Below are 18705 nucleotides of genomic sequence, written 5' to 3'. Positions count from 1 at the left end.
TTAGTTCCTCGCGTCCATGCGGGTCATGGCGGTGTAGAACACCCAACAAACCAGCAAAATGATCAAAAAGTAGATAATGGAGAAAGCGGCTGCGGGGCCGATATCAAACTGACCGACTGCCATTTTTGTGAGTGCTTGTGACAAGAAGGTGGTGGAGTTTCCGGGGCCCCCGCCCGTAAGCACAAACGGCTCGGTGTAGATCATAAAGCTGTCCATAAAACGCAGCAGGACGCCGAGCAACAGCACGCTTTTAAGCTTGGGTAACTGGATATATCGGAACACTGCCCAGTTAGATGCGCGGTCGATTTTCGCCGCTTGGTAATACACATCGGGAATAGCGCGTAAGCCTGAGTAACATAAAAGTGCGACCAGTGAGGTCCAGTGCCACACGTCCATGACGAGCACAGTGATCCACGCATCAACGGGATCGGACGCATAGTTGTAACTGACACCAATGTTGTTGAGAAACCAGCCCAGTAAGCCAATGTCGGCACGCCCGAAAATCTGCCAAATTGTCCCTACCACGTTCCAAGGGATCAGCAGCGGTACAGCCAGCACAATCAACACAATGGAGGCTTTTAAGCCTTTTGCTGGCATGGTCAACGCCACGGCGATACCCAGTGGGATTTCTATCGCCAATACGCAGAAGGAGTAGATAAACTGGCGTACTAACGAATCGTGGAGGCGGGGGTCATTAAGAATTTCGCGATACCATTCGGTGCCGACAAAATAGCGGGTGTTTTGGTCGAAAATGTCCTGAATCGAGTAGTTCACCACCGTCATCAGCGGAATGATGGCGGAGAAGGCAACCAGCAGGAACACGGGCATCACCAGCAACCATGCGCGATTGTTTTCAGTTTTAGTCTGCATCCTGATCTCCCGTTTCCAGTGCGGTGTGTTGCGGTTCACCGGTCAGGTATTCATCCACATACAGTTTTAACCATTGCGCGGGAAAACTGATGTAGGCGTGGTCTTTTGGCTCGGGTGCTTCTTCTGCGATACGCAGCTTTAACGTTTGGCTACCAAACCGAACGGTCACGATTTTGTATGTCCCAAGATCTTCGATGTATTGCACGGGCACTTGCCACGCGTGATCGCGCTTTTCCTGCCACAGATGAACAAATTCGGGTCGTATGCCGACTTTGATGTTGTCGCTTTCTGTCGCGGCTAATACCTCGCGCTGTTCAGGGGTCAGCGGAAGCGCAATGTCTTCAAAACTGACATTGCCATCATCGGTTCTTTGCACGGTGAGAAGATTCATGCCGGGACTGCCGATAAAAAAGCCGACAAAGGTATGATTGGGGGATTCAAACAACTCGCGAGGCGTACCAAATTGCACGATGGTACCGTCATACATCACGGCAATTTCTTCTGCGAAAGTGGCGGCTTCTAGCTGATCGTGCGTCACGTAAATCATGGTGATGTGAAACTGTTCGTGAATTTGACGGAGCTTGCGGCGAAGTTTCCATTTCAGATGTGGGTCGATCACCGTCAGGGGTTCATCAAACAAAATCGCCGAGACATCTTCACGCACTAACCCGCGTCCCATGGAGACTTTTTGTTTTTCATCCGCGGTAAGGTTGCTGGCCCGTTTGTCCAGCACGGACGTGAGTTCGAGAAGTTCTGCGACCTCACTGACTCGCGACCGGACTTTCGCTTCAGGGGTTTTCATGTTGCGAAGTGGAAAGGCGAGGTTGTCGTATACCGTCATGGTGTCGTACACCACAGGAAACTGGAAAACCTGCGCGATGTTTCTTTCTTGCGGCGCAAGTTGGCTGACATCTTGATTATCGAACACGACTTTGCCTTCAGAAGGCGTTAGCAAGCCGGAAATGATATTCAGCATGGTGCTTTTACCGCAGCCTGATGGGCCCAGCAGGGCATAGGCTCCACCGTTGCGCCAAGTGTGTGTCATTTTTCTGATGGCGTAGTCGCTTCGTCCCTGTGGTGAGGGCGAGTAAGAATGCGCCAGTGAATCGAGAATAATTTCTGCCATGCTTATTTCCTCACAAACGGCGCGCAGATTGAATGAGCTGCTCTGACTGATCAAAAACATAGAGCTTATGCGTGGGCACATAGATGCTGATTTTTGCGTCTACGGCGTAGTCGTGAACACCAGGTAGGTGCAGCACCATGTTGATGTCACGATTGCGTACGTGAAGGAACGTTTCGCTGCCACTGATCTCTGCTAGCTCAACGTCGACGGAAAGTTCAAGATCGTCATCGTTGTGGGGGACCAGACTGAGATGGTTTGGTCGAATACCGAATTGGTATTGACCGTCTTCTAACTCGCCGAGATTCGTGTTGAGCGGGAAATGGATATGTTCGTCAAAAGAGACATTGCCTTCGCCGACGCTACCACGAATAAGGTTAATTGGCGGCTCACCAAAAAGTTCGGCACTGGTGACAGACGCGGGGTGGTGGTACACCTCTGCCGTGGGGCCAGATTGGATCACTTGACCTTCATGCATGAGCAATATGTTGCCACCCAGCGCCAAGGCTTCATTCGGTTCGGTGGTGGCATACACTGCGATCGTGTTGCGTTCGGCAAACAGTTCGCGCATCTCCTGTCTGAGCTCTTCGCGCAGTTTGTAATCAAGGTTCACCAAGGGTTCATCGAACAAAATCAAATCGGCATTTTTCACTAGCGCTCTTGCCATGGCAGTGCGCTGTTGTTGCCCACCTGACAATTCAAGAGGAAGCCGATTCAGAAAAGATTCAATGTGCAGCATTTCAGCTATTTCCTGCACGCGCTCTTTGATGATGTGCTTAGGGTGTTTTTCTAATCGCAGTGGTGAAGCGATGTTTTCATACACCGTCATGTTGGGGTAGTTGATAAACTGCTGATACACCATGGACACGTTTCGTTCGCGAACTGGCACGCCAGTGACATCTTGCCCATTGAACAAGACCGTTCCAGAGGAAGGCTTATCGAGCCCTGCCATCAGCCGCATTAGGCTGGTTTTCCCTGCCAATGTTCGACCAAGTAATACGTTGAAAGAACCGGGCTCAATACGAAGGTCTATGTTGTCTAGCCACACTTCGTTGTTACTTACCCTTGTGACATTTTTCAATTCAAGTGACATGAAGGCTCCCTGATAAGTGTTGGGGTCGATGCAGCGGTGCAACAATACGTTTGGCGAAAACGCGCATCGTCATCACATTCCGAATGACATACGCTAGAACCGTGCCAATAGTTAATAAAATGTTAACCTTCTGATTTGTTGATATTTTATGTGAGGATGAACAGTAATGGTGTGAAAAAAGTGTCACCCATTTTGTTGACTGTTAACAAAATGTGAACAATGCTTAACGCTCATTTTCTGTTCGAATGCGCATGGAAGGGATTCACAATGAGCGATATAGCTCACACTCATGATGAGATTATTCAGGCCTCTTGGCGTCGATGTCAGTCCCTTGGGCTGTCACCAAAGGCCACGCCTGAAATCGTGCAGTTGAATCAAGGTCAATGGCATGATGCCCGCGATCGGTCTAATGACCTCATTGCGACCACTCAGGAGCAAGTCCTGCCTTTTTACGAAAATATATTGGTGAACAGCAACAGCCTTGTGCTGCTGGCAGACAATGATGGCAATTTGCTAAGTCGCTGGGGAAGACCGGGTTTTGTTAGCCAAATGGAAAAGCATTTGTTTGACCAAGGGACAAGCTGGCTAGAAAAATACAATGGTACTAATGCAGTCGGAACGGCTTTGCAAACAGGTGAAGCTGTTGCGGTGGGACGCGATGAACATTACTTGATCGCCAACCGTTATATGACGGCGTCTGCAGCGCCAATTTATAACAGTGATCGTCATCTTGTGGGTGTGTTGAACATATCGTCGGATGCGTATCTGCCCACCTCACATGTGAACGGCATGGTGAAGGTAATGACGCAGGCGGTAGAGAACCAACTGATCATCGCAACCTATCGTCATCATCACCACATGCTTATTTTCAATACCAGCAGTGATAACCTTACGAGCCAATGGGCGGGGTTGTTGGTGTTTAATGAAAGCGGAGACATTGTTGCTGCAAATCGACGTGCCGATCTATTAGTGGGCCAGACCTTGGCGGGATTAAGCATAGAATATGTAACGGGTATATCCGCGCTAAAGCTTTCTGCACATCCTGAAAATCATTCTCTTTCCTTTATTGGTCTGTCTAAATATCGTTTGTTTGGCGCGATCAAGCAGCCTATGACGCGGACAATTCGCTCCCCCTTTTCAACGCAGACGCCTGCATTCTCGCCCAACTCATCTGCGCCAATGCCAAAAAAAGTGGCTATTGCGCCGAGCGATCGCCAGTTGCCACATCTCGACCTTGGTGATCTGAAAATGCAAAAGGCAATACGCCAAGCGTTAAGTGTGGTTAACAGCGATATCCCTTTGGTTATACAAGGCGAAACGGGAGTAGGCAAAGAGGTGTTTGCGAAGGCGGTACATGCTTCGTCAAACCGCGCTAAGAAAAAAATGGTGGCGGTGAACTGTGCCGCGATCCCTGCTGAGCTGGTGGAATCAGAACTGTTTGGTTACGTAAAAGGCGCGTTTACGGGGGCCAATGCAAAAGGCAGCATGGGCTATATTCGTCAAGCAGACGGCGGCACCTTGATGCTGGATGAAATTGGCGATATGCCACTGCATGTGCAAGCGCGATTGTTGCGGGTGCTGCAAGAAAAAGCGGTGACACCGCTAGGCAGTACGGAAAGCTACCCTGTCGATTTTCGCGTGATTTGCGCAACCCATCAGTCATTGAGGTCGGCGGTTGCTGAGAAGCGGTTCAGAGATGACCTTTACTATCGTATCAACGGATTAACGCTGTTTTTACCCGCATTGTGCGAACGATCAGATATAGAGCCCTTAGTCAGTGCGTTGTTACCTGAACTTGCAGCAGATCAAAGTGTGGTTATCGACCGAGAAGTATTTCACTTATTTGCCCAGCACCCATGGCCGGGAAATATTCGTCAGTTGGTCAATACCCTCCGTGTGGCATTGGCGTTGTCACAGGGGGAGCGGATACAGACTCATCATTTGCCCGATGATTTTTTCTTGGATGTGCAATCGCCTTCTATTTCCTCCCTGCCAGAAAATGACGTAGTCAGTCCGGTTGCACAGTCTGCGAGCTGGCGCGATACCCTTCCCGCGCTTTATGCGTCGTCCGATGGAAACATTACCCGCTTAGCACAACTCACTGGAGTGAGTCGTAACACTATCTATAAGCGACTGCGCTCACTCGGTCTGAAATAGGGCGGTTTACGCGATAATGGCAGCGATTTTTGTGCGTTGTCAGTGTTCTGTTGCACGTTTTATTTGCGCGCTCTCGAGCATCTTAGTAAAAAGTTCCATTGATAAAGTTATAAATATTAGATGTGGCTCGCAAATGGTCGGATGAGTGTTTTTACAAAATACGTTCATTTATTGAACGTTTTAGGTGCCCATTGATACCGAATAAAGTCATTCTTCGCGTGAATTAAATCCCCATTTAATGCAACAAAAGCATCATAAATGCGACTTTTTATGCGCTATCTATCACCTACATTAATCACCTTGTATTGGTTGTAAATCAGCCAATATATTCATTAATCGTTGTAATTGTTAGAAAATGTATCGTTGATCCCTGTGTTTCTTGGATGTTAATTTTATTTCGCAGCATCGTTGCAAATGGAATGATGATAAGAATTACAGGACGTAGTATATGAATAAGAAATTTTTGGCAGTAGTCATCCCAGCAGTACTTTTCGCTGGCAATGTCAGTGCAGCAGAAATCTATAGTGGTGAAAACGGTTCAGCAGAATTTAGCGGCTCTCTTCGCGCAAAACTGACCAAATCTCCTGACTCTGATGTCAAGCTTGATGACGGTAGCTCTCGCGCAGCCGTATCTGCTTTGTATAAAGTGAACGATAATTTTGATGTACTAGCAGCATTGGAATTTAGTGTAGCGAGCGAATTCAAAAACCGTTACAGCTACATCGGCGCAACCGGTGATTGGGGTAAGGTTACTATTGGTAAGCAATACCTGACAGCTGATGACCTTTGGGGTGTTGATAATTCTTATTTCTTCGGTGGTAGCCACATTGTTGAGGGCGCGGTTTCGGGTGGTAAGCACGATAGTTCTGTTCGTTATTCATATGAAGGTAATTCTTTCTATGTCGATGCGAGCTACGCATTACCAGAAGATGGCGATAATGCGGAAGTTGCAGAATTGTTTGGTCGTGTAAGCGTTGCTGGTTTCGACATTACAGCGGGTGTTTCTAAAGCAGAGAAAAACAACCCAGAGCAAAAAGATGTTGAATCTCGAGATGATACGGGCAAATTAGTTAAAACAACGTATCCAGAGTCGAAGTTTGAAGACCTTTACCGTTCAATTTGGGTAGAAAGAACATTCGGAGACCTATATGTTGGTGCCCAGTACTCAGCAAGTGATATTGAACGCAACAATGGTACCGAAGAGCTGAACCGCACCGGTTACGCGTTAGCATTTAGCTATGGTCTAAATGACAAAGCGAGCGTGTATGGTGCATACGAATACTCTGATTTCGAAACCAAAGGTTTCAAAATCAGCGATAAAACCGAAGGTGAAGCTGACGTTCTTTACGTAGGTAGCGTGTATAAGTTCAATAGTTATTTCCGTGTATATAGCGAAGTGGCGTATGTTGACGGTACGACTTCACTTGGCGTAAGCAATGATAAGAATGACCTACAAGTTGCTCCAGCCACAAGTTTTGACAGCGAAATGATGTACGCCATCGGTGCACGCGTTTACTGGTAATCACTTCCACTAAATACGCTTAAACTTCACACTGCTTTGAAAGCCCAGCCTCGCGCTGGGCTTTTTTCGTTGCACCAAAATAGCATCATATTTCGGTTTTCTAATGCAAAAACACATGGCATTAAAAAATAAGGGCTAAGACGATTTTGAATCCGCTAAGTGCAAATTGATGGGCTTTAAAAGCACAAGGTTGGCTTATAAAAGATCAGCGTCTCAATACCAGACTTAACGCTAAGCTTTGTAAAGGGAAATAGGGAAGTGATCTGATCGTTGTTAGTCAGTACGAAAGAAGACTGTCGGGGTTCTATTTATAAATATAAGGAAGGTTTTTTAATAATTTCAGCCATTCTCATACCCGCATATATATAAAAAAGGTTTCATATAGTAGGTATGAATATTCGCAAACTTAAAAATAATCGGAAAACAAGTTTCATTCATAATATGCCATATATTCAGGCAATATATAGATGCCTCTTATTTCTCTCTGCGGTATCTCTAAGTTGCTCTTGATAAAAAACGCGCCGAATTCGGCGTTTTTCTTTAACAGGACGAGGCTAGGCACATGGAACATCAACCTACAATGAGAAAAAAGCTTCCTTCTTTCGTCGATGCGCGTTTGAATTCGTTTCTACGTGATATGACTGAACCATATGAAAATGGTCGGCCATTACCCGTCAGCAGTCGACCGGGAAAAGATGCGGTGATCATGCAAAGTAATGACTACTTGTCGTTGAGTCTTGATAGCCATATTCAGAAAGCACATGTGGACGCCATTATTGCGTCGAATGAAAATGTGGTGATGTCTGCTGTTTTTCTTCAGGATGAGGATCATAAACCGGACTTTGAAAAGCGTCTGGCAGAGTTTGTGGGGTTGGAAGGTTGTGTACTCTCTCAATCTGGATGGTCGGCGAATATCGGCTTATTGCAAACCATCTGTGAGCCGAAAAAGTGCGTATATATCGATTTCTTTGCGCACATGTCACTATGGGAAGGCGCCCGGATTGCGGGTGCACGGATTATTCCTTTTATTCATAACAGCGTATCAAACCTTAAACGACAAATTAAAAAATACGGCCCTGGTATTATATTGATTGACTCGGTTTACAGCACGATAGGTACCATCGCACCGCTTCGCGCCATCTACGAAGTGGCTCAGGAGTTTGATTGTGCGTTGGTGGTTGATGAATCGCATTCGCTTGGCACGCATGGGCCAGACGGCTCGGGCCTAATTAATGAAATGGAAGTGCGGGATCAAGTGGACTTTGTTACGACCAGTCTTGCAAAGGCGTTTGCTTATCGAGCTGGGGCAGTACTTGGTCCAGCGAGTCTTATCAAAGCGTTACCGTTTGTGTCGTTCCCTGCGATATTCAGTTCTACTGTATTACCGCAGGAGGTCGCAAGGCTTGATGCGACATTGGACGTGATAAAAAAGGGCGATGAGAAGCGAAAGCGCTTGTTTGAAATATCGGATGTGCTGCGCATGGGTCTTCGTGATATCGGCTTTAAAATCCGTAGTGAATCCCAAATTATTTCTCTGGAGTGTGGTGATGAGAAAAACACAGAACATGTAAGGGACTTTTTGGAAAGCAACGGTGTGTTCGGTGCGGTTTTCTGTGCACCGGCAACGGCAAAGAACAAAGCATTGATCCGGTTCTCCTTGAATGCAGATATGAGCTATCGGGAAGTGGATCATGTGCTGACAGTTTGTCAGGCTGCTTATGAAAATTCTGATCTCACCATCCATTGAAGTAAGGCTTGGTAAATCATGTATGGATAAGAAGCTCTGCAATGGCAGAGTTTTTTATGAAAGCCAGGTCGTTATTTTGTCTCTCAATTGCTGCTGCTCGGAGGGTTTGATAATGAAGTCTGTCATGCCTGAGGATGTAATTCTTTCAAGAGTGGGTCGAGAATTGTCACCTGTGTGAGCAATAATAGGGACATCAGCATAAGCTTGGAGTGAAGAGCGAATACGACGCGATGTTTCCACCCCATCCATCACAGGCATTTCGATATCCATCAGGATCAAATCCACATGCTGTTTATCTTGTTTAAGCATCGCTATTGCATTGTGACCATTGGCGCATTGAATAACGTTAAACCCCTGTTTTTCTAAAACGATAGAAGTCATTTGGCGGAGTGACTCACTGTCATCCACTACCATAATGGTTTGTGTCTCGGTATTGCTTGGGGTTTGTGAACGCTTGTTGGGTATTGAAGCATCTACGGTGTCGAAAAATAACTGCTCAATCACCATTGGGGTATTCAAGCGCCATGCTAGCCCCTCAATCCAGGTTGGGTTGTACACAGCATGCGATTGATGGCCGGTCGATGAACTGTTGTGCAGGTATACGATTTTTGCCTCAGTGAACGAAAGTAAAGGTTCTATATGGCCAAGCACATCACCATTTGTTCCTACACTCTCCAAATCGACAATGATGACATCGTATTCAAAATCAAACTCGGGCTTCTTCAGAACGTGTAGCACATCGATAGTTTGCAGGTTGAAGCCCATTTTTTTACTGATTTTCGCCGTACGCCGGACTAAATCAGCGTCATTGGTCACCATCAGCATCGATTTAAGTTTGATCAGGTTGTGCTTGATATCTTGAGCAATCGAGGAGTCTAATGTGGGGAAGGTGAGAGTGAACGCAGTCCACTCCCCGGCCTTAGAATCGCAACTGATTTCGCCACCAAAGGAACGCATGACTTTTCGGCAAAATGGCAATCCCAGTCCGTAATTTCCGGTTCTTCCTGTGGTGTAAAAGTCCTCGAAAATCAGGTCAAGAATATCACTGGATATTCCCTGACCATTGTCACGAACAATGATTCGATTTTCCCTATCACCGACTTCCACCATCAGATCTATCGCAAAGTCTTCTCCGATTCGATGATGAAAAGCGTTTTTAAACAGGTTATAGATAACGTACTTCAGCAGGGTATCGCTGCCAAGAAAATCAAAGGTATCGGTGTTTCTAATGGTTATCGCCGTTTTGTCTGTGGCGCTCCTGAAACCAAAACTATCGACAGCATGTTGAAGCACATTTTTGACAGCGTGCTTTTTAAATGTTGAGCGGGAAACGCGGTTTTCATCAATGGACGTCAGCAGAAGATCGATGGTTTCATTACCGGCACGAATGATGTTCATCGCGTCGTCACTGATCTCACGGAGTAACAAGACGTCTTCTTCGCGGAGTTGATAAACCCGATTGTTGCTGCCCTTAGGATCCGGAATCGTCAAACGTATTAAATCAATGGAAGAGCAAAGACCACTGAGCGGGTTTCGCATTTCGTGAGCAATACCTGCACCAAACACTTTGGCAATCGACACTTTGGTTTCATGCTCTTGTTGATTGCGGAAGAAAAATAAATTGCCGAAAAGGTAGATGAAAAGGAACACTGGCATGTAGGTCCAATCCATCGAGAATGCGAGGTGATACCCCTTCTCAGCCCAGGCACAGATCGTTGCCATGGTAATACCTGCCAATGTTTGAGCAAACATGACCCAAGTAATATGTACCAGCAATATGTGAAGGAAAATTGCGGCCATAAAGGAAAGTAGCCAAACGGTGGACCAATTGTTCATCAATAGCATATAGAAGAAAAAGAAGGGAAGAACAATGGAAATGGCGATTTGATAGAACCAGTGCATACGTTCTTTCAGTACGGGACTTAGCTTGTTTCTTACTAATACAATGACAAAAAACAAGCAACAAAACAGTCGAAGAGGCAAGTTTTCATAAGCTTGAGGATATATATATTGCCAAATGAAATAGTAAGCCGGAAAGCCAATTAATCCCATCCAGCTCACGAGTGTCAGGTTTGGTTCAGCGTATTGATAAACTTTGCGAAATGCCGCTTCCATGCTTTTGATAAAATTCTGCCATAGTTCAATGTTAATAGCCCAAAGGTCTATCTTGGGTATTTTTCCCATCAAAGTGAAGGGTGCTAGCCAAAATTAATATATTGGTTAATGCTCTGGCGTGTATCTCATGGGACTCCAGTTTCGAACGCACATATTATCATTGATAAACTAAGAAAAATGAGTGTTCATATTCATATTGATGAACAAGAAATGACTATGCCTACAATCGATTCATAGGACAGACTTTATACAAACAGTAGCGATAGTGGTGTCTTATTATTTGTACAAGTATCACGTTTGTATCTGAGTAAACGAAGATGAGTATCGCGGGGGATGAGAGCAGAAAAATGAAGCGCAGACCACTCTGGGTTAAGGTGTTAATAAATTGCGTAACAATGGCCTATTTCGAAGCCATAAATGACAACTAAGAAATAGACCATAACAACGATTGGCTCCAATCACATGCGTGAAAGGATTATTTCTTGCCTTCTTTTTCCTGACGAGTCAGTTCTTTGATTTGGCGGCTGATTTCACGACGTTCTTTAGAGATTTCCGCGCTGTTGATGATGTGGTCATCGACGCGATCTTCATAGTCTGCTTTCATGTTCTTGACGATTTCAACGATTTCGTCGTGAGTCATGTCTGGCTGAATGTAATCAAGCAGGTTCTCAAGCAAAGTAACGCGCTTTTGGTTGTCGCGGATTTTTTTCTCGTTGTCCTGAATTTCCCGCTTCAGTTTATTTTTGCGACGAGAGAACTTAACGATCTCGAATACATTGTTCATAGGTCTTTAACCTTCTATGTGTGATCCTGACGAAATTAAACCATATCGAGGGAGCGGGAAACAGTCTTTTGATCAAGGAAAAGCGAGTAATTGCTAAAGATGTAATGGACGTGGAGTGCAGATGTGTATTGGGATGCATTTGTCATCATGCAAGGTGTACATTGTACGGTATGTTTACGCTACATGATGACAAATGAAAGTAAATTACTCGATCGTGCCCTCTAGGCAAACATGCTCATTCTCCGTCTTCAAGTTGGCTCCTCGAAGCATGGCATTAACCAGTTCAGTCGCATCGAACTTCTCCAGTGCTTCATGCGCGCCAACTTGCTTCGCGCGGTCAACACTGATTTCACTTGATAATGAGGTATGAAGAATCAGATAAGCCTCCGAAATTGAACTATTACTCCGAATCTCAAACGCCAACTCATATCCGTCGATACCCGGCATTTCAATATCGCTGACCACAATATCAAATGGTCTGCCTTCTAAGGCGGAACTCTTCAACTTTTCGAGCGCATCAAGCCCGTTGGCACTCACGACATAGGGGATATTAATGCTATCGAGCGCTTCTGAAAGCTGACGTCGAGCTAAGCTACTATCATCCACCAAGAGGATATGCATGGGTTTAAGTTTTTCTCGGTCCACATCAGCAAGGATCGGATGTAGCTTATCGTAAGAGGTCGGAAATACTTTCGACATAATGAGTTCTACGTCGAGCAGTTGGACAATTTTTTCATCCACATGCATTACCCCGGTCAGGAATGCGTGCAATCCCAATGTGTTTGGTGGAGGGGTGATATTTCGCCAGTCACATTCGCTGATCTTTTCAATGCCTCGCACGAGAAACCCAACTACACGACGTTGGCAGTCTGTAATAATGATAAAGCAGTCTTTGTAATCTTCTTTGCTTACGGGTGGATAGCCAATCGCTTTCGCCATATCAATGACAGGGGTAGTGATGCCCCGCATGTTGGCAGTGCCAATGACTGTGTGGTGAGAGCCAGGAAGTGCTGTCAGTGGGCAGAAGGGAACGATTTCTCTCACTTTAAGCGTGCCAATAGCAAATGTCTGCATGGCAGAAAGTTTAAAGAGCAACATTCCCTGAGATTCATTGGCCTTGCTTTTCATATGAGCGCCTGTCAGTAAACAGATGTGTTTTAATGCTTGTTCCTTAATTGTAGCTTTTCATCGTCATGATAACACCTAGGTTCTTCTGATTTATCAGTGAAGATTAGCAAAAAATTCTGTGATAGTGATTTGATTTGTAAGGATCTGTTATGTGGCTTGGCGATTGAGGTTTCGCTTTGTTCAAGGATTTTTTCTATTATTAAGGGTAATTGATAGGTTACGCGCTAAATAATAACGCGATGATGAGCCGTGCCATGAAATGTGTTTTACTGGTCATCTGAATTAGACACTAGTATCCACATAGTGAAGTGATCAAAGAGCGGTTAGTAGACCCATGACGAGTATTTTAGATTCCGTAGATTCCCGCACCCGCCTCGTTGGTGAAAATAGACTCGAGTTATTGATTTTTCAACTTGGTACGCGACAGCTTTTTGCTATCAACGTCTTCAAAGTTCGTGAAGTCCTTAAAGTGCCGCATCTTAATCAGATGCCAGGTTCCCACCCTAAAATTTGTGGTGTGGCGACCATTCGTGGTAACGCGATTCCTGTGATTGATATGCGCCAGTCAGTAGGGATGCGCCCACTTGAAAAAGATCAGGATGCGAACCTGATCGTGACCGAATATAACCGCTCCATTCAGGCATTTTTGGTAGGTAAAGTGGTTTATATCAAGAATATGGGCTGGAATGAAATCATGGAGCCGCCGAGTACTGGGCGCGGTAACTACTTGACGGCGATCGCCAAGCTAGAGCATGAAAATGAGCATAAGCTGGTTGAAATCATCGATGTTGAAAAAGTGTTGGCTGAGATTGTTTCCTATGACATCGGTATTTCTGAGGAAGTGCTTGATCAGGACTTGTCACATCACTTAATGGGCAGAAAAGTCTTGGTGGTCGATGATTCGTCCACCGCCAGAAAACAAGTAACAGAAACATTGAAACAACTTGGCATTGAATGCATTGAGATGAAAAATGGCGCGCATGCATTGAATTTGCTCAAGTCATGGTGTGATGAAGGCAAAAAAGTCACTGACGAAATCTTGTTGATGATCACCGATGCTGAGATGCCAGAAATGGACGGATACAAGCTGACGTCCGAAGTTCGTGCCGATAGCAGAATGAGCAATCTCTATGTTGCGTTGAATACGTCGCTAAGTGGCAGCTTTAATGAAGCCATGGTTGAAAAAGTAGGCTGTGATCGTTTTGTGTCTAAGTTTCAACCTGATCTCTTGGTGGATGTGGTGCAAACGCGTATGCGAGAAGCGCTGGAGCAAAAGTGAATTATTAGAAAAAGCGAAGAAGAGAGAACAGATCCACGGCAAGCCATTGCCCGCTTTTCACCGATATTGCGCATTTACCCCATCGTTGCTTTTTCGCAAGGTCACCCAAACCATTGCGTGGCAACGGCGAGTCCCTTTCTGTGACTATGTATGCCTGAGATTTTATTCACTTTTTCTGTGGATAACCCAGTGAGTGTTACGTGTCGTTTTTGCTTTTACCCTTGAAAGACGCGGACTGTGGTGCGACATGGGCTGGGTGGTCATAAATTGCACGCTCTTTGTTATTTTGTAAGACTCTTCACTTTTACTTCGGTTTTGAAAAGCAAATTCGTTAAACTGTACAACAAGTGGCAAAATACCCGTTAAAAAATGAAAAATTTGGAGTACCTAATTGATCTCTGTTGAAAAATATGAGGGATTGACCGCACGGATCGCGATACTAAATGAAGAGATAAAACGACAGGATGTCGAATTCTACCTTTTCGTTCCTGGAGAACTCGATTTTTCCAAGAACGTATTGAGCGAAGACGATTTTTATAACACGGTGCTTTCTAACACCCGTACGTATTTTACGTCTCAATATCATCTTCCTCTTGTACACTCACGCTTGGCTAGCCGGGACAAGCTCCCATCGGATAAATATCGCGTCAGCTTGAGTTTGTATGCTTACCAGTATTCATTGTCTTTAGAGAAAACGACCCACCGTTTTTTTGATTCTCTTAAAGATCTTGAAGAAGAGGATGCGGTTGAGCAGCTTGAAGTGATCACGGACATGGCGGTGGAAATTTTGCGTCGTCTGCGCCGTTATAAGCCAAAAGATGACAGCCTGATCAAGTACTTCAATAATATCGATAATTACTTATCATGGCTCACCGAGCAGCGTTTTCTGTCTCTTGTGGCTCACATGCCAAGAAGCGCAGCGTTCAAGCCTATCCGCGAGCAGTTGATTAAATTCTGTGAATCAGAAGCGGCTTATCGCCTTGCTCAAAATTATAATTCGCTAAAAGCGCAAAATGACCCAACTCGCATGGTGAACAAAATGCGGCTTGCGCGACGTTTGATTGAATACCCGGTAACGATTCGTCAAAACGACGTGGTACTGGGACAAACGCTGAATAAGATTGCGAAGGGTACAGCAACTGGGCTTGTGATGATTTTCGTGACTATCGCGATTATCCGTATGCGAAGTTTCCTTGGCGAAATCACCTTGTCGTTTGTTCTCGCGATGGCAGGTTTATATGCATTACGTGAAATCTTTAAAGATGATCTTCGTGATGTATTGTGGCGCTGGATTCGTAAAGGCCGCCCCAAATGGCGCAAGTTGTTTACGGACCCAACGTCGGGGCAGCGAATCGGTAATCAGCTTGAATGGCTCGATTATATTCCGTTCGACAAGATCCCTGAAGATGTGCGAAAAGTGCGTCGTGGGAAGCTTCGTCAACGAGAAGAGTCCGTTGTTCGCATTAAAATGGTGACGCAAATGTCGACCACGAAATTCCTCAGTGGGTATGACATGACACGAGAAGTGTGGAAAGTCGATTTTCGTCCGTTTTCTCGTCTGATGGCGCGTGGTAAGCAGCGTTTTTATACCCTTAATGAAGGGAAAGTGACGCAGGAATCTATCGATAAACGCCACCAGTTTAATCTGATTTCCAAACAGAAAAACCAAGATGGCAGCATGACGCTACAACGTTGGAAGATAACAGTGAATCGCTCAAAAGTTGTTGATGTAGAAGAAGTTTTTGGTTGATTTCTTGTTGCTCAAAGCATATGGTCAGTGAAAATCTCGAGCTTGGATAAGTAGCTGATCAAGCGTTGATGTCATGTCAATCAAGCGACCCGCAATAATATGCACCACGTCGCCTTCTCGTTCTAATATGCCTTTTATCTTCAAAATCTTTGACGCGACAAACGGTGTATTTTGCGCCCGCGCTGTGGCTAACCAAACCACCACGTTGATATTTCCGGTTTGATCTTCCAACGTCATGAAAGTGACGCCGCTGGCGGTACCTGGGCGTTGTCTCCCTGTGACCACCCCTGCTACTGTCACCACGGTGCCTGATTGAATCGTTGTTAACTCGTTGGCTAGGCGATGTTTCCCTAACTTTCCGTTCACGTCTAGCAGCGCAATAGGGTGTTGGCCTAGTGTTAATCCTGTCGCGGCATAATCTTCAATCACATCTTCGATGGCTGTGGGCGAGATTATGGCTTTGGTGTCGTCGGTTGTTGGTGTTGTGTCTACCAGTAGTGGCAACGTGTGCGTATCATCCATCATTTGCCAGCGCGCTGAAAAACGGTTGTTGGCAAGTATTTGTGTGGCATTGGCGCTGGCGAGCGCTTGAAGATCGCCACGACTAAGGCCGCTTTGACGCAGAGCATTAAGGTGTTGAAAACCGTGCTTAGGGCGGCGAGAAATTAGCTGTTCGCCACCTTGAGCGGAAAAGCCTTTAACGAGACGAAACCCCAAACGCAAAACAGGTTGATTCCCTTCTAATACTTGCTGGTGATCCCATTGGCTGTGATTCACACACACAGGTAAGATTTTGACACCGTGACGTGCTGCGTCTTGCAAGAGTTGTGAAGGGCTGTAAAACCCCATGGGTTGGCTATTTAGCAAAGAACAATAAAAGGCGACGGGGTAGTAATGTTTTAACCACGCCGATGTGTACGCCAACACGGCGAACGAAGCACTGTGCGATTCAGGAAAACCGTATTCTCCGAACCCTTGTATTTGCCTGAAAATTTGCTCGGCAAAGGCGAGTTCATAGCCGCGCTCCTGCATTCCATTGATCAGCTTCTCTCTGAACGGCGCCAATTTTCCACTGCGTTTCCATGCCGCCATGGCTCGGCGAAGTTGATCGGCTTCACCGCCGGTAAACCCTGCTGCGACCATCGCCAGTTGAATAACTTGTTCCTGAAAAATCGGCACGCCCATGGTTCGCGACAATACAGATTCCACCGCTTTTGATGGGTATGAAACGGCTTCTTGTCCCCACCGACGCTTGAGATAGGGATGCACCATATCCCCTTGTATGGGGCCTGGACGTACAATGGCGATTTGGATGACTAAATCATAGTAACAAGAGGGTCTTAGCCTTGGCAGCATGTTGATTTGTGCGCGAGATTCGACCTGAAATAGACCCACAGAATCGCCTTTTTGTAGCTGTTGGTAAACCACGGGGTCATCGCCCATTGCGGTTATGTCTGCGATAGATAGTGATCGTTGATGATGCTGACTGATCATTGCGAAGGCTTTACGAATAGCGCTTAGCATCCCAAGTGCAAGAATGTCGACTTTCAGTAAGCCGAGGGACGCCAGATCATCCTTGTCCCATTGGATCACACTGCGCTCAGCCATGGCCGCGTTTTCAACCGGAACCAATTCATACAATGGCCCTGCCGAGATAATAAATCCGCCCACGTGTTGGCTTAAATGGCGAGGGAAACCACGGATTTCTTCTACTAACGCCAATAGCCAGCGACCAATATGAGACTCTGTATCAAGTCCTAATGCATTCAGTTGTTCGGCTTTGTTTAGATCCTTGTCTCTGTGGTTGAGATTTTTGATGTAGTAATCCAGTTGCGTTTCATTGATGCCGAGTGCTTTGCCAACATCTCTAAAGGCACTTTTAAACCGATAGGTGATCACCGTTGCCGCTAATGCGGCACGCTCACGGCTATATTTTGTGTAGATATAGCGGAAGATTTCCTCACGGCGTTCGTGCTCAAAATCCACATCAATATCAGGCGGCTCGTCACGTTCTTTGGAAATAAAGCGTTCGAAGAGTACGTTGATTTTTTCTGGGTTGACCGCAGTAATTTCAAGGCAATAGCAGACGACAGAGTTAGCGGCAGATCCCCGCCCTTGATATAAAATCCCTTGTGATTTCGCAAATTGAACGATGTCGTAAATCGTCAGGAAAAAGTACTCGTATTTTTGCTCGGCAATCAGCATCAATTCTTTTTCGATAATAGCGCGAACCTCCGGTTTTATGCCGTCAGGAAAACGCAGGATGATGCCTTTTTCGACAAGGTGACGAAGGTAGTGGCTAATGGTAAATCCGTCGGGAACCAATTCGGCAGGGTATTCATAACGTAATTCACTTAGACAGAAATCGCATCGACTCGTAATGCGCGCGGTTTCTTGTATCCATGCGTCAGGATAGAGTTTGGCGATTTTATCGAGAGGCTTAAGCGCTTGCTCACCATTGCGTGGTAGAGATAAACCGCATTCATTTAGCGGCTTGCGAAGGCGAATTGCGGTGATCACGTCAAGTAAGGGCTGGCGTCGCGGGTGGTGCATTAATACATCGTTGGTACAGACAACAGGTAAATCTAAGGTATTGGCAAGGGTATCTATCAGAGTGAGGTACCTAGCTTCATCGGGCAAAAGAAGGCGCTCAGCACCAATCCATAGTCGACCATCGAAGGTTTGCTTAACCCAATACTGGAAATGTACAGAATCACTTTTTTCTTCATGCTCCAATGTCGGGAGCCAAATGCACAGGCAATGTTTGATGTGACTAAAATCCTCGCCGAAGACTTGATAGTGACCTTTCTCGCTACGCATTCGCGCTTGGGTGATTAATCGGGCTAGTTCACCATAAGCGATGCGGTTGGGGCAGAGCAGTACCAATTTTTCTCCTTTAAAGAGAATCTCTGAACCTATGATCAGTGTCAGATCTAGTTGCTGATCTCTAATTGCGGTGTAAGCACGCACTACGCCAGCAAGCGAACATTCATCGGTAATGGCGAGTGCGTTATAGCCTAAGGTGGCCGCGCGTACGACCAGCTCTTCGGGGTGTGAAGCGCCAACCAGAAAGCTGTAGTTGCTTTTACAGTGAAACTCGCTAAACCAAGGCGAATGTTTATGCGACATGTTGTGTC

12 protein-coding genes are annotated in these 18705 nt (G+C 45.9%); 5 read left to right on the top strand and 7 right to left on the bottom strand.

Annotation, left to right across the window (positions count from 1 at the left end):
* Genes A1OO_RS17720 through A1OO_RS17710 form a run of 3 tightly spaced genes read right to left on the bottom strand, consistent with a single transcriptional unit; the run spans position 1 to position 3086 of the window.
* Positions 1-870, bottom strand: coding sequence for a carbohydrate ABC transporter permease (locus A1OO_RS17720; RefSeq protein ID WP_016959820.1), 870 nt, complete (start codon positions 868-870; stop codon positions 1-3).
* Positions 860-1996 (bottom strand): ABC transporter ATP-binding protein, encoded by a 1137-nt coding sequence (locus tag A1OO_RS17715; protein WP_017003883.1) that lies wholly within the window; start codon positions 1994-1996, stop codon positions 860-862. Before A1OO_RS17715 ends, A1OO_RS17720 begins: the two co-directional genes overlap by 11 nt.
* A gap of 10 nt (positions 1997-2006) precedes the next feature.
* Entirely contained in the window at positions 2007-3086 is a 1080-nt protein-coding gene (locus tag A1OO_RS17710; RefSeq protein ID WP_017003881.1) for an ABC transporter ATP-binding protein, read from the bottom strand.
* Between the two features lie 267 nt (positions 3087-3353).
* Between A1OO_RS17710 and A1OO_RS17705 the strand changes: the two genes are divergently transcribed.
* The 3 genes from A1OO_RS17705 (at position 3354) to cqsA (ending at position 8512) form a co-directional block, all read left to right on the top strand.
* Complete coding sequence (locus tag A1OO_RS17705; protein WP_017003880.1) at positions 3354-5243, top strand: sigma-54-dependent Fis family transcriptional regulator; 1890 nt, start codon at positions 3354-3356, stop codon at positions 5241-5243.
* 448 nt (positions 5244-5691) lie between these two features.
* Positions 5692-6765 carry a porin gene (locus A1OO_RS17700; RefSeq protein WP_017003879.1) on the top strand — a complete coding sequence of 358 codons (1074 nt, stop codon included), beginning with the start codon at positions 5692-5694 and terminating at the stop codon, positions 6763-6765.
* Positions 6766-7345: 580 nt separating this feature from the next.
* A complete protein-coding gene (gene cqsA / locus A1OO_RS17695) occupies positions 7346-8512 on the top strand; it encodes an alpha-hydroxyketone-type quorum-sensing autoinducer synthase (RefSeq protein ID WP_016959814.1) in 1167 nt (388 codons plus the stop codon).
* 54 nt (positions 8513-8566) lie between these two features.
* On the opposite strand, the gene A1OO_RS17690 is transcribed toward cqsA, so the two are convergent.
* From A1OO_RS17690 to A1OO_RS17680, 3 genes are all read right to left on the bottom strand, one after another.
* Positions 8567-10627 (bottom strand): hybrid sensor histidine kinase/response regulator, encoded by a 2061-nt coding sequence (locus A1OO_RS17690; RefSeq protein WP_017003878.1) that lies wholly within the window; start codon positions 10625-10627, stop codon positions 8567-8569.
* A gap of 475 nt (positions 10628-11102) precedes the next feature.
* On the bottom strand, positions 11103-11411 hold the full coding sequence (locus A1OO_RS17685) for a DUF496 family protein (RefSeq protein ID WP_016959812.1): 309 nt from the start codon (positions 11409-11411) through the stop codon (positions 11103-11105).
* A gap of 204 nt (positions 11412-11615) precedes the next feature.
* Entirely contained in the window at positions 11616-12539 is a 924-nt protein-coding gene (locus A1OO_RS17680) for a chemotaxis protein (RefSeq protein WP_017003877.1), read from the bottom strand.
* A gap of 334 nt (positions 12540-12873) precedes the next feature.
* Here A1OO_RS17680 and A1OO_RS17675 point away from each other — a divergent pair, with 334 nt between their 5' ends.
* On the top strand, positions 12874-13818 hold the full coding sequence (locus A1OO_RS17675; protein WP_016959810.1) for a chemotaxis protein CheV: 945 nt from the start codon (positions 12874-12876) through the stop codon (positions 13816-13818).
* 391 nt (positions 13819-14209) lie between these two features.
* Entirely contained in the window at positions 14210-15568 is a 1359-nt protein-coding gene (locus A1OO_RS17670) for a hypothetical protein (protein WP_017003876.1), read from the top strand.
* A gap of 24 nt (positions 15569-15592) precedes the next feature.
* Here A1OO_RS17670 and A1OO_RS17665 read toward each other — a convergent pair whose 3' ends face one another.
* The gene (locus tag A1OO_RS17665; RefSeq protein ID WP_017003875.1) at positions 15593-18697 is read right to left on the bottom strand and encodes an error-prone DNA polymerase; all 3105 of its coding nucleotides are present in this window, start codon (positions 18695-18697) and stop codon (positions 15593-15595) included.
* Positions 18698-18705 lie beyond the last annotated feature (8 nt).

The sequence above is a fragment of the Enterovibrio norvegicus FF-33 genome (genome assembly GCF_000286835.2).
In the GTDB taxonomy this organism is placed as follows: Bacteria; Pseudomonadota; Gammaproteobacteria; order Enterobacterales; family Vibrionaceae; genus Enterovibrio; species Enterovibrio norvegicus_A.
This window is presented reverse-complemented; position numbering and strand designations above follow the sequence as displayed.

What these genes read in the sequence shown, in the direction of transcription:
- A1OO_RS17720 (WP_016959820.1), bottom strand. Translation starts at nt 870, where the DNA reads ATGCAGACTAAAACTGAAAACAATCGCGCATGGTTGCTGGTGATGCCC.
- A1OO_RS17715 (WP_017003883.1), bottom strand. Translation starts at nt 1,996, where the DNA reads ATGGCAGAAATTATTCTCGATTCACTGGCGCATTCTTACTCGCCCTCA.
- A1OO_RS17710 (WP_017003881.1), bottom strand. Translation starts at nt 3,086, where the DNA reads ATGTCACTTGAATTGAAAAATGTCACAAGGGTAAGTAACAACGAAGTG.
- A1OO_RS17705 (WP_017003880.1), top strand. Translation starts at nt 3,354, where the DNA reads ATGAGCGATATAGCTCACACTCATGATGAGATTATTCAGGCCTCTTGG.
- A1OO_RS17700 (WP_017003879.1), top strand. Translation starts at nt 5,692, where the DNA reads ATGAATAAGAAATTTTTGGCAGTAGTCATCCCAGCAGTACTTTTCGCT.
- cqsA (WP_016959814.1), top strand. Translation starts at nt 7,346, where the DNA reads ATGAGAAAAAAGCTTCCTTCTTTCGTCGATGCGCGTTTGAATTCGTTT.
- A1OO_RS17690 (WP_017003878.1), bottom strand. Translation starts at nt 10,627, where the DNA reads ATGGAAGCGGCATTTCGCAAAGTTTATCAATACGCTGAACCAAACCTG.
- A1OO_RS17685 (WP_016959812.1), bottom strand. Translation starts at nt 11,411, where the DNA reads ATGAACAATGTATTCGAGATCGTTAAGTTCTCTCGTCGCAAAAATAAA.
- A1OO_RS17680 (WP_017003877.1), bottom strand. Translation starts at nt 12,539, where the DNA reads ATGAAAAGCAAGGCCAATGAATCTCAGGGAATGTTGCTCTTTAAACTT.
- A1OO_RS17675 (WP_016959810.1), top strand. Translation starts at nt 12,874, where the DNA reads ATGACGAGTATTTTAGATTCCGTAGATTCCCGCACCCGCCTCGTTGGT.
- A1OO_RS17665 (WP_017003875.1), bottom strand. Translation starts at nt 18,697, where the DNA reads ATGTCGCATAAACATTCGCCTTGGTTTAGCGAGTTTCACTGTAAAAGC.